We start from the raw sequence: 13,903 nt of genomic DNA on the forward strand, positions 1-13,903 counted from the left end.
GTGCGGTACGTGCACGTTCCCTACAGGTCCCAGCCCGCCGCCCCCGGCACATGCGACTCCACAGCGGCACGGCCGGATCGGCCAGGGCGCTGGAACGAAGCCGGGGCGGCACGAGCGCGGCGTGGGAAGGGCGCCCGAAAAACCGCGCTCGCCGCAGCGGTGGTCCACCGCGAACGCGAAGGACACCCGGAGGTCCCCCGCGCGCACGTCGAGACCGTGGCCGCAGTCGGGTCGAACGAACAGGTCCGGGTGTGGCTCGGCACGTGGATCAACGACCAACGCACCGGACGGGACTCGCTGTCGGTCGAACGTGAGCGGCTTCTCACCGAACTCGGCATGCGCTGGTAGAGGGCGCCTGGGGTCCGGCTCAGTCGGGGTGTGATGGGAGGTTCGACGGGAGGCTCGACGAAGGGGTGAACCTCGCGGTTGTTGCCGCCCCACTCCGACCCGGTCGGCCCGTTTCCACGCGGCAGCGAAGAGGAGAAGCCGAACATCGGCCACGTCCAAGGCGTTTTGACCGGACCCCGTTCCGTCGGCCGCAGTCAGGGTCACCAACGGGACCTGCACGGGAGCGCCGTTCGCATCGACAACCCCCACTCGACGACCTTCGGACCGAAGCTCCGGGGTGAGACTCGACCCGTCGCGGCGTCGGCCGCTGTTCGGCTGGCAATGTCCTCGACCGTCGGCGCTACCGGGCGGCGTACGCGACCTGCAGGCGACCGAACATGTCCCGCGTGTCGGCTGCGGAGAAAATCGTCACCTCGGCGTCTCCCGCAGTGACGGAGAGTTTCCATTCGCCCTCATCGTCTTTCCATGGACTGCTCATATACATCGTTCCGAAGCCGCGTTGGACCACCACGAACGCGAAACCGCGATTCGACATCATGCGGCTCATACCGGAGGGCCCCATGAGGAGATCGGCGAGCGCTTCGGTGGCGTTGTCGCCGCGCACGACGTCCGAGAACGTGGCGAACTCCCTTGCACGCAGATGCCTGAATGTCAGCGCCGTATGCGTGCAGTCCTCGTCCCGCTGCCACGGCGGAACCGTCCATTCGAAAGCCATGAGCAACTCTCCCACGGTGCAGGGCACACCGCCGACCCGGAAAAAGGTGGCCAGGCCGGAACGGCGGGACGAGGCAGAGCGCCTCGCGCAGGACCGCGCCCGCGTCCAGGTGCGCGGACGTGCCCGTCCCGTCGTGGCGGGCCCGGACGCGGGTGGGTTCGGGCAGTGGTTTCCCAGGTCCCGAGAATCGCGGCAACGCTCGTTGCCGTGGCGGACGTGCGGGTCAACTCCTCGGTGATCGCGGCGACTTCGATCCGCGTGGGGCGGCGTGGAGTCCTGTGCGGGTCGCGCCGGGCAAGGCCGTTGCGTCCGTGGCCGCCCCGCGGCGGGTGGCTGGTTGCGGGCCGCATCGTGCGCCGGGTCAGGGCACGGTGATGACGATCTTGCCGCGTGCGTGGCCGGCGGCGCTGACGTCATGGGCCGTGGCGGTCTCCTTCAGCGGGAACACGGCGTGCAGCGGGACGGTGAGGTGGCCCTGATCGGCCAGGTCCGCCGCCAACGGCAGTCCTGCCCAGCCCGGTGACTCGCCTGCCTCGGAGCGGGAGAACCGCACTCCGTGCCGAGCGGCGTCGAAGTCCGCGATGGTCACCACGCGGTGCGGGTCGCCGGCGATGGCCACCAGTTCGGCAAGAGAGCCCTTGCCGGCCGCGTCCAGAACCACGTCGACACCGCGCGGAGCCAATGCGGCGAGGCGATCGGCCAGCCCCGGCCCGTAAGTGACCGGTACGACGCCGAGCCCGTCGAGAAAACCGTGATTGCCCTCGCCGGCGGTGCCGATCACGGTGAGGCCGCGGGCCCGGGCGAGTTGCGCGGTGATGGTACCGACACCGCCGGCGGCACCCTCGATCAACAAGGTCATGCCCTCGACGGCGTCCAAGGCTTCCAGTACACGCGTGGCCGTGTCGATATTGCCCGCGGCGCCGCCCGCTTCCTCGAAGGACCACGACCGAGGCTTGGGCGCCCACGCCTCCAGCACGGCGTACTCGGCCGCGGCGCCGCCCTGGTCCACGAAGGGAACGAGACCGAAGACCGCATCCCCCACGGCGGTGCCGGTCACCCCCTCCCCCACCTCGTCGACGATGCCCGCGGCATCCATGCCCGGTATATGGGGGAAGTCCAGGGAGGCGAAGTCCCGCAACATCCCTGAACGCAGGTACCAGTCGGCAGGGGTGACGCCGGTGGCACGCACGGCGATGCGGACCCGACCGGGCCCGGCGTGCGGCTCCTCGACCTCCTCGACGGCGAGAACCTCGGAACCGCCATAGCGGTGGTACTGCACAGCAAACACGGACAACCTCCGTACGCATGGCACGTCGTTCGACAGGAGAACCCACAGCCGCTCACCTCCGCGGCCGGGAGCCGACCGCGGGAACTCGCGGCATCACGTCACGCTAACCCGCTAAACGGTCGACCTCTTCCGTTTGTGCTTAAGTGGGAGACATGCCTGACCGACTGTCTCGGAACCCGTCCACCTCCCCCGCCGGCACCCCCGCCCCGGGACAGCGAGCCGACGCCCGGAACAACCGCGCCCGGCTCCTCCGGGCCGCTCGCGACGCGTACGCCCTCGACGGCAGCGACGTACCCTCCAGCGCGATCGCCCGCCGCGCCGGTGTGGGTGCCGCCACCCTCTACCGGCACTTCCCGACCCGCGACTCGCTGATCGCGGCCGCGTTCTCCGAACAACTCGGCCGGTGCATCGCGACCGTCGACGAGGCCCTCGAGGACGACGATCCCTGGCGCGGACTTCGCACCGCCCTCACCAAGGTCTGCCGAATGCAGGCCGAGGACCGCGGCTTCAGCGCCGCGTTCCTCGCCGAATTCCCCGACGCACCCGACGTCCGGCGTGCACGTGCCCGCGCCGAGGCGGGCCTCGCCCGGCTGGTACAGCGGGCGAAGGACACCGGACAGTTGCGCGAGGACTTCGACACCAGCGACGTCACGCTGCTGCTCCTGGCCAACAACGGCGTCCTGCGGGACTCCCCGGCGGCCTCCATGGCCGCGTCCCGCCGCCTGCTCGCCTACTTCCTCCAGTCCTGCCGGCCGACGGACGACACACCCCTGCCCGAACCCGCGCCACTGCGCCTCGACGACCTGTACAGGGCACCGCGTCGAACGGGGTGACCGGGTTGACGAGGACGAGTTCGGTGATCCGGTGGGTGGTCGGCAGGCGGTGTGCGGCCAGAATGCGCAGGACCAGCAGGACCAGCAGGTGCGGCCGGGTCGGAAAGTGCGGCCGGATCGGAAGGTCGTCGGGAAGACCGCTCGGGAAGGTCCTCCCGAAAACCCGGGTACGGGGGCACGTGTCGGATACAGGGCACGAAGGTGGCGATCCGCCAGTCGAAGACTCGGGGGCCGATCGACGTCCCGCCGGCCGGGCAGGGGCGTACGCGTACCCCGTCCACGTCAATGGTGAAGTCCCAATCCGTGACGGGGCGGGGGTAGTCGCCGCCGGGGACGGGTGATCCGTCAACGCGCTCCGGGTCGTCGGCGGCCACGGCCACGGCTACGGCCACGGCTACGGCCACATCGACGAGTCCCCGGCGGAGCGTGATCGGACACGCCCCGGCACGCATCGCCCCCACGCACCGTCCGAAGGTCCCCGAGCACGGGTAGGCGCCCGTGAGGCGGGCACCGGCAGAGCTGCGTTCCCGGCGGACGCGGAACCGCCGGACCGGCACGTCTGGGCAGACCAGGAGCCGTGCCGTTCGTGTCCCGGCCGTCCGGCGGTGCATACCCGGCGGCGGCTCTGCCGGCGGCACAGCAGCCGGTGGTACCACCACCGCAAGGCCAACGGCCCGGACACGTTCGAGGAATGGCTGATCGGCGAGGACTCGTTCGCCGGCTTCCGCGGCTGCCTGGCTGCGGTCCGCCCAAGCCTGGCCGCCTCACCGCTGGGACTGTGCGCCGCGCCCGACGACGCTGCGGTGACGCAGGTCGTCGACACCGTGCCCACCCCGAGCCTGTCCTGCCAGGCCGTGGTGTGGTGGACATGCTCGACTCGCTGCTTCTGGAACCCGGGCACCGGGTCCCGGAGTCGGGCACGGGGAGGGGGCGGAGCGCGGCGCCGGCCGCCCGACGCGCCGGGCCCGCTCGCGTGGGTGACACAACCCCGAACCGGCCTCCGCGGGTGCGCTGGTCGTGCGTTCCCGGTGGCCCGGGGCGCCGGCCGGTGTCGGGGCCGGCGCCTCGTGCCTGTCGGGGCACGATCACGTGCCCTCGTCCGCCCGGCTCGTCGAGGAGCACTTCCGGCCGGGCCCGGTTTTCACATGAGCGTCCCGGGGTGAGGCGCCTCGCCGGCCGGGGCCCGAGCGACGACGAACAGCCGCGTGGTCGAGGGAATCGGGTCGGGCTCGGGCTGTGCCGAGCGGCTCAGCGCGGGGGGCCCGCTGTCCAGGCGCCGAGGAGGAGCCCGGTGTGGTCGGCGAGTTGGGCCGGTGTCAGGGGGTTCCCGGTCTCCAGGATGACGGCGACGACGGGGCCGGCGAGTTGGGCGGCGGCCAGTGGCGGAGTGGGCATGGCGGGGGCGTGCGGGCGTACGCGGGCGAGCACGGCCGAGGTGGCGGTGCCGACGAGGTCGGCGGCGCGGACGAGATCGCGTACCGCGGTGTCGTGCTGCGCTTCGCCCAGCAGTGCCCGGTAGGCGAGGCCGGCCGGCGAGGTGGTGAGGAAGGTGGTCAGCGCTTCGAGGAAGGCGAGGAGGTCGTCGGCGGGACGGGCCTGCGGCTCGACGTCCAGCTCGTGGGCGGCGTCGGACGTGCTCGCCTCCAGCAGGATCTCCGCCTTGGTGGACCACCACCGGTAGACGGTCTGGCGCCCGACTCCGGCGCGTTCGGCGATGCCCTTCATGGTCATCGCCGCGTACCCCTGCTCGACGAGCATGTCGTCGACGGCGTGGAGAACGGCGATCCGCGCCGATTCGCTGCGGGGGCGTCCGGGTGTGGCCTGTCCGTGGGCTGTGCTTGGCATGTGATCAGCTTATCAAGACACCGTGCCTCGGAATGGTGCTAGCCTCATATCGAGGCACGCTGCCTCGAAATCTATGCGGGCGGCCGCAGGCAGGTCCCCGGCCGTCCCCGGACACCAGAGGAAACCCGATGAAGACGACCCATCGCTGCACGGTGCTGGCCCGGCACCGCCTCACCCCCCGCACGGTCAGACTCACCCTGGGCGGCCCGACTCTCACCGGGCTCACCCCCCTGCCGGCCCAGGACATCGAGGTGCTGCTCGCCGACGCCCGCGGAAGCCGGGTCAAGCGGCACTACACCATCCGGCACGCCCGCCCACAGGCCGGCGAGTGGGACATCGACGCGGTCCTGCACCCCGGCGGCGGGCCCGGCAGCACCTGGGCGGCGAGCGCCGAACCCGGTTCCCCCGTGGAGTTCGTCGGCCCCCGAGGGAAACTGCAACTACGGCCGGCCGACGGCCATCTGTTCGTCGGCGACGAAGCCTCCCTGCCCGCGATCGCGGCCCTGACCGAGGCGCTGCCGGCCGGTCAGGACGCCACCGCCGTCGTCGAGACCGAGTCTCCCGCCGACCGGGTCCCGATCGCGGCGGGCCGGGTGCGCTGGCTCGAACGCGGCAGCCGGCCTGCCGGCGACCCGCAGGCGCTTCTCGCCGTGGTGGCGGAGGAGATACGGGCGGGCCGCTTCGGCCAGGTCTACGTCCTCGCCGAGGCCGGCGCGGCGCGGGCGGTCCGCGAACTCGTGCACGGCGCGGGCGTCCGGCCGGACCACGTCTTCGCCAAGGGCTACTGGACGGCCGACCGCCGCCCCGCCGTCACGTCGCGGAACCCGACGTGACGGCCGCAGCGCCCGAATCTCGAAGCGGACCGACGGCGCGACAGCGAACGGTGGCCTTCCGGGGACTTCTGGTCGTCCGGCTGCTCGGTGCCCTGGCCGACGGCGTCATGCTGCCCTTCGTCATCCTGTGGGCCCATCGTGTCGGCGGGCTGAGCGGAGCGGCGGCCGGCGCGCTGTTCCTCGTCCAGGCCGTCGGCGAGTTCACCGGCGGCCTGGCCGGGGGCGCCCTGGCCGACCGCATCGGCCACCGCCGCATGCTGCTGCTCTCCACGACCGGGATGGCTCTCGGCTACGGCAGCCTCTTCCTGGTGCACCACCCGGTACCCGCCCTCGGTCTGTTCCTCGCCGCGGGACTCTTCGAGTCGGCGTTCCACCCCACGATCGCAGCGCTCGTCGGCGACCTGCACGCCGACGAGGACCTCCCCCACGCGTACGGCCTGACCCGCGTGGTGGCAAGCGTCGGCGGCGTGATCGGCCCGATCCTCGGAGCCGCAGCCGTCACCCTCTCGCTGTCGGGAGTGTTCGCCGCGGCAGGCGTCCTGCTCGTCGGCGCCGCCCTGACGGTGCTCCTCGCCGTTCCCTCCGACCGCGTCATCGGCCCGGAGACGACCGAGACGGACACCGGGGAGGACGCCAAGGAGGCGTACGGCGCGCTCGCGCGAATCCTGCGCGACCGCAGACTGGCGCTGCTCGTCCTCGGCGGCAGCCTGCTCAGCATCACCTTCACCTGGTGGCAAGCCGACGGCCTGGTACTCCTGCAGCGGCTCCACCCCCTGGACACCACCGCCTACGCGGCCCTGTTCGCCGTCGACGCCCTCGCGATCGTCCTGTTCCAGATCCCGGTCAGCCGCTGGACCCGCCGACACGACACCGGGCGCCTGCTCTTCCTGGGCGCCGCGCTCCAAGGCGTGGGCCTCGCGGGATTCGCCGCCGCCGGACTCGGATACCCCGCCCTCGTCGCAGCCGTTCTCGTCACCTCCCTCGGAATGATGATCTCCGGACCCACCACCTCGACATTCATCACCCGCCACGCCCCACCGGGACGCAGCGCCACCTACCAGGCCGCCCTGTCCACCACACAAGACATCGGCGCCGCGATCGGCCCCACCTCCGGACTCGCCCTCGGCCGCATCGGCGCACCGGCCCTGGTATGGATCTCGGCGCTCCCCCTGGGCCTCCTCGCCGGCCTCGCCACCGCGCGGGCCACCCGCCCACCGTCACGACCGGACCCCGACACCGCGACGGCCGGCAGCGCACACACGTCGTGAAACACGAGCCTCGTCGCGGCGGAAGGGGGAGAGCGGGAGAAGCGCCGGTGCGCTCAGGCGCAGGACGAGACGGTCACGGTGCAGACCGTCGGCGCCGGTCGATGTGCGGTGGTGAAGCGGTCGCGTGGCCGGGCGTGGCGGATGTGATGTCCGGTGTGAAGCCGTGAGCGGCCACGAGGACCCCACGCGCGAACTCGACGCGCAGGACGCGTTCCCCGACGCCGCGTGGGCGCGCGAGGCGATGCGGGCGGTGCGGCGCGAGGCGTTCCAAGGGGACCATCAAGGGCCTGATGCCGTTGGTCGCGCAGGTCCTGGAGGGCCGGCAGGGTGACGCGGCGGTGATGCCGCCGCAGGCCACGTTGTATTGCCGGGCGCGGCACTAGAGTGGGGTCGAATCGGGTTGTCGTGAGGGAGGGGTGTGGGGTGACCGCCGAGCCCGAGTACTCGACTCCGGTGATCGCACGGCCGGAGCGCACGATCGAGGGTGTGCGTGCGGCGATCGCGTTGTTGGCGCCGCACTGGCTTCCCGAGATGGACCGGTCCCAGCGCGAGGCGACGGCGAAGGCGCTGGAGATCAACCGGCTCGATCCGTTGCGGGGCTGGTTGCGGCACTGGGCGGCGATCGCGGAGATCGAGCGTCACCCGGACCTCGCGTTTCGCTATCACCACGCCGAGCAGGTCGACACCGTCAGTGACGATCCACGGGTGCGTGCTCGCGGTGTTCGGGTCTCGGGCGAGTTGTTGCGGGCCGCCTACGCCGCGGTGGGCGTGTGAGCTGGAGCTGGGAGTACGAACCCGACCAGGCGAGCGTGGTGGGCGGCGCGCCGGAGGCGTTCGTCGCCCGTGTCGAGATCGCGTTCGCGGAGATCGTGCACGCGGCCGAGGCCCTGTATCTCGACGGGACCCTGTACGAGGGTCCCAATCCCCGCGCGGGAACGGCCTACGTCGACGACGGCATGTTCGTGTACCTGATCGTGGTGCGCAGCGAACGCGTCTACATCCTGCAGACGACGTACCTCCCCGCCCACTGACGACACTCCATGTCGATGGCCGACACATCGCGTCCGTGTTGGGGGCGGCGGCCGGGCATGGCCTCCGCGTACGGTGCGGGACGCACGACGCTCGACCTCCGCGGACACACGGGCGTCGGGGCCGTCGACGCCCGACGAGGCCCCGCCCACCCGCGCGTCCGCGGAGACGGCCGACACGCCGTCGCTCCCGGACACATCCGGACCGCACCCGATACGCCCAACCCGCCGCGCAGACCGGCTGCGAAGGGCATCGCATCTTCGCCCGGTGCCGGCACAGCCGGCCCACCGCCTGGTTGAACAGCGCCACCGGCCGCTCGGCGTGCGTCCACACCCGCCCGTGCGGGAACGTACGGAACTTCCGCTCCCACTCGGCGTCCTGGTACTCGTGGTACTCGTAGGCGTCCGGATCTCCCGTGCGCTCGTACGCCGTCGGCTTGCGCTCGGTGTACTGCTTCACGCACGAGACGTCCTCGATGCCGAAACGCGTCAACACGGCAGACCCCCAGCCGCGCCCCGACCCGGGACTTCGCGCAGACCGTTGGACCATGGTGACCTTGATCCGAGTGTTCACAGAGACCGCCGGGAGCGGACCTGGACCGAGGAACGCTCAGCCGTCCTCACCGGGCGGTGTGCCGCAGCTCGGGCCTCCCGGGCCGTCGAACTGCACCGAGCTGAAGAAGTCCCGATAGACCGGAAAGAAGTTGCCCTTGCCGGTCGGGCCGGCGGAGGTGACGGCCGTGCAGCCGGTGTAGTGCGCGTCGGACCACAGGTGGATGGTCGAGGAAGTCCGATTCCAATCCGACTCGGCCCGGTCGTTCATCCCGAGCGCCGCAAGGTCCGGCGTGCTGCTCCTCAGGGTGATCATGTCGCCGGTGCCGTCCAGGCCCGAGAACATGCAGTAGTAGCCGTCCGGGCACCGGTCATACCCGTCGGCCGCATGGACCGGCAAGACCGGCAGCGCGACGGCAGCCGCAGTGGCCACCGGCACAAGCAAAGACCGCAACGTGCTCTTCATCTGCCATGCTCCTTGACCCGAATCCGGAGATCTACCGACTCGGACGAATACGAGTGGTCGTTGTCGTCAACGAACTCTTCCCATCGCGGTAACGGCCGGCGGGCACACCACACGGGCCGACCGACTCGCCGGATCCGCCCGCCCAGGACCCTCGCGACCGAGCCGCCTGACGTTGACGCGTCGTCGATCGACCACCTCGGCATCACACCCGAATCCGATGGCGGCGCACCGGCGCGCGGCGGAACTGACGAGGGCGCAGCGAGCCGCAGGACGGGGCCGACGCAGCGGGTGGCGAGGGGCGTCGGGGCGCAGCGGCGGGCGGGTGGAGGTCGGCGACGCGGTGGTCGGCGCTGCCGGGAGCAGTTCCGGCGCAGCGACAGGCGCCGCTGGAACGGTGAATCCCCGTCCGCCTTCGACCGACATCGGTCACACGGGCGGCGATGCGGACACGACGGGACGATCCCGGCCGGTGACCACCCGGCAGGGCCGGCAGGACTTCGCGGCCACACCGCCCCCGACACCGCCCAAGCCCGGCACACCGCCACGCGGCCGGGAAGAACGTCCGGCCTATCACTCCGCGTTCGTGACGATCGGTACCCCGGCCATCGACACCCTCGCCATCAGCGTGCGCACACTGATGATCCCGGGCCGCCACCAACAGACCACCGCCCGGCTTTGATCGACACCGGGCCGGCGTCCGCCTGGTCCTCATCGACGAGATCCACCGTCAACCCCCGCACCACCACCGGCGCCGAAACCGCCGACCTGTCGAAGAGACCTCACCGAACGCATCGGCGCGACGTTCGTCTACGCGGGCATCGACGTGCCGCCACGCCATTGTTCGGTGGTGTACGCGGGGCACAACTCGCCGGACGGGCCTCACTCGTCGAGTGTGGGGCGTTCCCGGCACGGCGCGGGAAAACGCGAACCGTTCACAGAGTCGATCGCCGAAGTGGAAGCCGCCCTCGACCTGAACGCACACCCGCGGGCACACCCCCCCCACCTCGCGTGCTACCCCCACCAACGCACCGCCGACCGGATCGGCAGCCTCACCCGCCTCACCCGCCAAGCCGCCAAGCCGCGATCACCGCCATCGACGACGGCACCGAACACACCACCAAAACCCGGCCTCGACAACATCCGCCTGGACCACCTCGCGGAAACACACCACCGCCCCGGCACCACCACCACCAAGTCCCGCACACCCGGTCGGTAGGCCACCCCACCCCTGCGGCCAAGCCAAACCCTCGTGACCAGCACAAACACGGGCCGGAACTCGACGGTTCGAGAGCCGCACGGCCGATACCTATGCCGGCGTCCCGCTGCCGCCGGCCTTCACGCGGTGCCGGCACCAGCCTGGCGAGGCGGTCGGGTGAGCAGGTGAGCAGGAGCGCGCGATCGGTGCCACGGCCCCTCGTAGTCAGGTGTGCGGGTGCCGCCCAACTGCCGGGCCGGATCAAGCCCCAAGCCCTCCGGCATCAGTTCACGCACAACGTCACGGATGTCACGGATGTCACGGATGTCACGGACAACGATCCGCACGTGGCCAAGGCCGTTGGGAACTGGGCCTCCGCGCAGATGGTCAACGACGGGCACGCCGACCTCCACTCTCCGCAGTTCATCCACCGCGCCGAACAAGGTCCGGGGTAAGGAGCAGTGACCTCGACCGCCGCCCGGCTGCTGCCGGTGGTCGGCCCGAGGGCCCCGCGCCGACTCGCTTCCACGGGACCGGCTGGAGCTGCTGAACGCGCTGATCACGGCACCTCGGTTCGACCCGGTCTACCGCACCGACGTCGTGCACATCCCGCGCGACCACCCGATCTACGGCTGGGCCTGCGGAGTCACGGGCTGCGAACGCACCCGCGACGCGCACGACGACTACCGCAAGGAGCACAGTGACGACTGGAAGGCCGTCCGGAGCACACGAACTTCCTGGCCACCGCCCTGCCCAAGAAGCCCCTGGCCTGGCCGACCCCTCCGCCCTGCCTCGTCTGCCCCGACGTCCCGACCCGCAGCCGGCGGCAGCTGTGCTACTTCCACGCCCAGCAGTGGAACTCCCACCGCCAGTATTCGCGCACCAAGCACCAACGCGAGGCCGTGTTCGAGGAGTGGCCGGCCCAACCCCCTTCCCTAAGTCGCGGCCGACCAGGTCCGGCACGGGCCCGGACGCCGCCTGGGTGCGGGACCAGCGCTTCGGGCGGGGCGGGCACGGCATCAGGCCGGGCTCACGCATGATTTGACGCACCGGTTCGGGGCCGACCAGGGTGTTCCGGCGCAGCAGCCGGGCGTGGACGCGGCGGTATCCGTAGGTGCTGTCGGACAGGTCGAACGCCTTCGTGACCAGCAGCTTCAATTCCTCGCGTCTTTGCGGTGTCGCGGAATCGGGGCGATGCCGCGAGTCGTAGTTCCCGGACCGGGAAACGCCGAGGCGGTCGCAGATGAATGCGACGGGATATGCGTAGGATATGCGTACTCTGCGGTGTCGAATCGCATCGGCTCGGTGAACTCGTACTTGCCGGCTACCGGGGATCCTTCGCGAATTACGCTGCGGCTTTTTCCGGGAAGGAGTTTTCCATCTCCAGCTCGCGGATGCGGCGTTCGAGTTCCTTCAGCCTGGCGCGCTCGTCCACGGAAGACGGCTCAGGTTCGGAGCCTTTGCGGGTGCACATCGAGTTCTCGCGCGGTCTGCGCGATCGGCCGAAGGGCGGACTTCAGCGCCAGTCGAACCGCTTCCTCGTGGAACTCTGGCGTGTACGAGCTGGGACGTGCCATGCGCTGCTTTCCTCGAATTCCTTACAGGACAACCCTATTGGGTTCCGGACCGGAAGCCTCGAGGTGCCTCACGCCGCTGGACACACGCCCGCGCCCGGGGCCGGCCACCCACACCGTCCAGGCCGCGGGCAGCGGCCGCTACCACACCCTCGCTGCGCGCGTTGAGATCACGGCCGGCCAGGTCCTGCCCGGCGCGCCCGCCTGATCAGTCCGCGACCTTTGTCATCGATCCACCTGTTTTCCCTGGTGGACACGCCTTCCATATCTGAGGGCTTGCGGATGGCCGAGAGTAGCGTCTGCAAGAAGACATAGGCGGGTGGCAGCCGTACCCGAGTGATCTGCCGGATGAGACGTGGAATCTGATCCAGCCGGTCGGCACGGCGGGGAGAGCGGTCACCGCCCCTTCCTGAAAGGAGGTCTTTATGGCGCGCGACGACGAGTTCACCGCTTTCGGACCGCCGTGGGCCGGCTCGGGATTTCCGGCTTCGGCGTTCTCGACCTGGGCTGACACCGGCATGGTCTACGGCGGGAACATGCAAGGCGAGAGGGCCGGCATGTACGCCGAGAGCTCGCGCGGCGACACCAACCGCGAGGCCGACGTCGAGGGCGTCGGCGTTTTCGGGGTGGGTGACAACTTCGGCATCTTCGGGAAGACCGTGCCCAGCCCTGGACGCCCCGGCATCGCCGGGCTGTTCGGCCAGCACAACCGGGGTGGTGTCGGAGCCATCGGGGCGACGATGCGGGGCGGCATCGGCGTGGTGGGCACGAGCGTGCAGTCACTGGGCAACCCGCTGGCGACGTTCGGTTCCGGCCCCGGGCCAGGTGACGGATCCGGAACCGGGGTGCTCGGCACGAGCGGCAGCGGCGTCGGCGTGCACGGGATCAGCCACTCCGCCGAGGGCGTCCGCGGCGAGAGCGCCCAGGGCGATGCAGTGGTGGGCCACAGCACCGGTGGACGAGGCGGACGTTTCCAGTCCGGCCGTACGGCCGCCGGTGCCCCCATCGGCCAGATCGGCCTGGTGCCCCAGCCGCTGTCGGTTTCCGGTCGGATCACCGCCTCTCCCACGATGTACGACGGCACGGCGCTGGAACAGTTGCCCGCCGAGGGTAGCGGGGGCGATCTGCTGGTCACCCAGTCTGACGACGGCACCTGCGCCTTGTGGTTTTGCACGAACTCCGCCCAACAGGAACGCCGCGCAGTCTGGCGTGAGGTACTGCTCGGTCCTCCGCCGGTGCCGCAGGCGGTGGAGTTGGTCGACTGGACCGTGGTCGAGGCTGACCCCGCGACGGGAACCGCCCAGGGGACTTGGCGCGGTGCCGGTGTGCGGTTGGTGGGGCCCATGGGCACCGGCAGCGCCGTAGATGGGACCTTCCGCGGGTTTTCCTCCAGCGCGTTCACTCCGCCGTTGCCGTCCAGCGATGCTCTGGAGATCCGCGGCGGAACCGCGCACGCCTTCACTCTCACCTTCGCGGCTGCCATCAAGGACCCGGTGCTGTATCTGGCGTCGATGGGATCGATCATGCAGTTCCCGGCCGGGACGGAGGTGACCCTGGTGAGCGGGCAGGGGATGAGCGTGTCCGGAAGCACCGTGACAGGCCTGGTTGGACCGGTCGACTCGAGCGGAACCATCAGGCTTGCGGGCGTGTTCACCACGATCTCGTTCACGGCCACGACGAATGTCCCCACGCCGGGGGTCATCGATGGGATTTTCCTGCAGATCGGTGGTGTGTCAGCGTAGTGCTATCGCCGGGGAGGTAAGGTCGCGCGGCGATGGTGTAGGCGGACCGCGCGGACGGGCCCTCGCGCCGGCAGGACCGGCGATGCTCTCGGCGGTTCGCCGACACATGAGTGTTGGGCCCGGTGTAGGGATGGCGGGCGCGGGTTGGTCGGTCCGCTGCGAGAGCATGGATGAGGTTTTCGACACCCACAGGGCGGTGTCGACGTCGGCGGCGCG

Annotated in this window: 15 protein-coding genes; 9 read left to right on the forward strand and 6 right to left on the reverse strand. The window is 70.8% G+C overall.

Features of this window, described 5'->3' with window-relative positions; all coding sequences use genetic code 11:
* The first annotated feature begins 216 nt into the window (after positions 1–216).
* Positions 217–348, forward strand: coding sequence for a hypothetical protein (locus OG928_RS00440; protein ID WP_406277364.1), 132 nt, complete (start codon positions 217–219; stop codon positions 346–348).
* A gap of 340 nt (positions 349–688) precedes the next feature.
* Here OG928_RS00440 and OG928_RS00445 read toward each other — a convergent pair whose 3' ends face one another.
* On the reverse strand, positions 689–1,063 hold the full coding sequence (locus OG928_RS00445) for a hypothetical protein (protein ID WP_406277367.1): 375 nt from the start codon (positions 1,061–1,063) through the stop codon (positions 689–691).
* A gap of 361 nt (positions 1,064–1,424) precedes the next feature.
* Positions 1,425–2,351 carry an NADP-dependent oxidoreductase gene (locus OG928_RS00450; protein WP_406277370.1) on the reverse strand — a complete coding sequence of 309 codons (927 nt, stop codon included), beginning with the start codon at positions 2,349–2,351 and terminating at the stop codon, positions 1,425–1,427.
* 152 nt (positions 2,352–2,503) lie between these two features.
* Between OG928_RS00450 and OG928_RS00455 the strand changes: the two genes are divergently transcribed.
* Entirely contained in the window at positions 2,504–3,184 is a 681-nt protein-coding gene (locus OG928_RS00455) for a TetR/AcrR family transcriptional regulator (RefSeq protein WP_406277373.1), read from the forward strand.
* 1,248 nt (positions 3,185–4,432) lie between these two features.
* On the opposite strand, the gene OG928_RS00460 is transcribed toward OG928_RS00455, so the two are convergent.
* Positions 4,433–5,029, reverse strand: a complete 597-nt coding sequence (locus OG928_RS00460) for a TetR/AcrR family transcriptional regulator (RefSeq protein ID WP_406277376.1) — start codon at positions 5,027–5,029, stop codon at positions 4,433–4,435.
* A 128-nt stretch (positions 5,030–5,157) separates the two neighbouring features.
* Between OG928_RS00460 and OG928_RS00465 the strand changes: the two genes are divergently transcribed.
* From OG928_RS00465 to OG928_RS00480, 4 genes are all read left to right on the forward strand, one after another.
* Complete coding sequence (locus OG928_RS00465) at positions 5,158–5,862, forward strand: siderophore-interacting protein (protein WP_406277379.1); 705 nt, start codon at positions 5,158–5,160, stop codon at positions 5,860–5,862.
* A 50-nt stretch (positions 5,863–5,912) separates the two neighbouring features.
* Positions 5,913–7,130 (forward strand): MFS transporter, encoded by a 1,218-nt coding sequence (locus tag OG928_RS00470; RefSeq protein ID WP_406277382.1) that lies wholly within the window; start codon positions 5,913–5,915, stop codon positions 7,128–7,130.
* A 423-nt stretch (positions 7,131–7,553) separates the two neighbouring features.
* Entirely contained in the window at positions 7,554–7,904 is a 351-nt protein-coding gene (locus tag OG928_RS00475; RefSeq protein ID WP_406277385.1) for a hypothetical protein, read from the forward strand.
* Positions 7,901–8,161, forward strand: a complete 261-nt coding sequence (locus OG928_RS00480) for a hypothetical protein (protein ID WP_406277388.1) — start codon at positions 7,901–7,903, stop codon at positions 8,159–8,161. Before OG928_RS00475 ends, OG928_RS00480 begins: the two co-directional genes overlap by 4 nt.
* A gap of 607 nt (positions 8,162–8,768) precedes the next feature.
* On the opposite strand, the gene OG928_RS00485 is transcribed toward OG928_RS00480, so the two are convergent.
* On the reverse strand, positions 8,769–9,176 hold the full coding sequence (locus OG928_RS00485; protein ID WP_406277391.1) for a peptidase inhibitor family I36 protein: 408 nt from the start codon (positions 9,174–9,176) through the stop codon (positions 8,769–8,771).
* A gap of 469 nt (positions 9,177–9,645) precedes the next feature.
* Between OG928_RS00485 and OG928_RS00490 the strand changes: the two genes are divergently transcribed.
* Both OG928_RS00490 and OG928_RS00495 read left to right on the forward strand, forming a co-directional pair.
* On the forward strand, positions 9,646–9,855 hold the full coding sequence (locus tag OG928_RS00490; protein ID WP_406277394.1) for a hypothetical protein: 210 nt from the start codon (positions 9,646–9,648) through the stop codon (positions 9,853–9,855).
* A 273-nt stretch (positions 9,856–10,128) separates the two neighbouring features.
* Positions 10,129–10,392 carry a hypothetical protein gene (locus tag OG928_RS00495; RefSeq protein WP_406277397.1) on the forward strand — a complete coding sequence of 88 codons (264 nt, stop codon included), beginning with the start codon at positions 10,129–10,131 and terminating at the stop codon, positions 10,390–10,392.
* Positions 10,393–10,794: 402 nt separating this feature from the next.
* On the opposite strand, the gene OG928_RS00500 is transcribed toward OG928_RS00495, so the two are convergent.
* Positions 10,795–11,529 (reverse strand): IS3 family transposase, encoded by a 735-nt coding sequence (locus OG928_RS00500; RefSeq protein ID WP_406277400.1) that lies wholly within the window; start codon positions 11,527–11,529, stop codon positions 10,795–10,797.
* 287 nt (positions 11,530–11,816) lie between these two features.
* Positions 11,817–11,948 carry a transposase gene (locus OG928_RS00505; protein WP_406277403.1) on the reverse strand — a complete coding sequence of 44 codons (132 nt, stop codon included), beginning with the start codon at positions 11,946–11,948 and terminating at the stop codon, positions 11,817–11,819.
* 422 nt (positions 11,949–12,370) lie between these two features.
* Between OG928_RS00505 and OG928_RS00510 the strand changes: the two genes are divergently transcribed.
* A complete protein-coding gene (locus OG928_RS00510) occupies positions 12,371–13,687 on the forward strand; it encodes a hypothetical protein (protein ID WP_406277406.1) in 1,317 nt (438 codons plus the stop codon).
* Positions 13,688–13,903 lie beyond the last annotated feature (216 nt).

The sequence above is a fragment of the Embleya sp. NBC_00896 genome, from assembly GCF_045207785.1.
GTDB lineage: Bacteria > Actinomycetota > Actinomycetes > Streptomycetales > Streptomycetaceae > Embleya.

Bases quoted from the DNA above. Each gene is read 5' to 3' on its own strand.
- OG928_RS00465 (WP_406277379.1), top strand. From the start codon at position 5,158: ATGAAGACGACCCATCGCTGCACGGTGCTGGCCCGGCACCGCCTCACC.
- OG928_RS00460 (WP_406277376.1), bottom strand. From the start codon at position 5,029: ATGCCAAGCACAGCCCACGGACAGGCCACACCCGGACGCCCCCGCAGC.
- OG928_RS00445 (WP_406277367.1), bottom strand. From the start codon at position 1,063: ATGGCTTTCGAATGGACGGTTCCGCCGTGGCAGCGGGACGAGGACTGC.
- OG928_RS00455 (WP_406277373.1), top strand. From the start codon at position 2,504: ATGCCTGACCGACTGTCTCGGAACCCGTCCACCTCCCCCGCCGGCACC.
- OG928_RS00485 (WP_406277391.1), bottom strand. From the start codon at position 9,176: ATGAAGAGCACGTTGCGGTCTTTGCTTGTGCCGGTGGCCACTGCGGCT.
- OG928_RS00505 (WP_406277403.1), bottom strand. From the start codon at position 11,948: ATGGCACGTCCCAGCTCGTACACGCCAGAGTTCCACGAGGAAGCGGTT.
- OG928_RS00510 (WP_406277406.1), top strand. From the start codon at position 12,371: ATGGCGCGCGACGACGAGTTCACCGCTTTCGGACCGCCGTGGGCCGGC.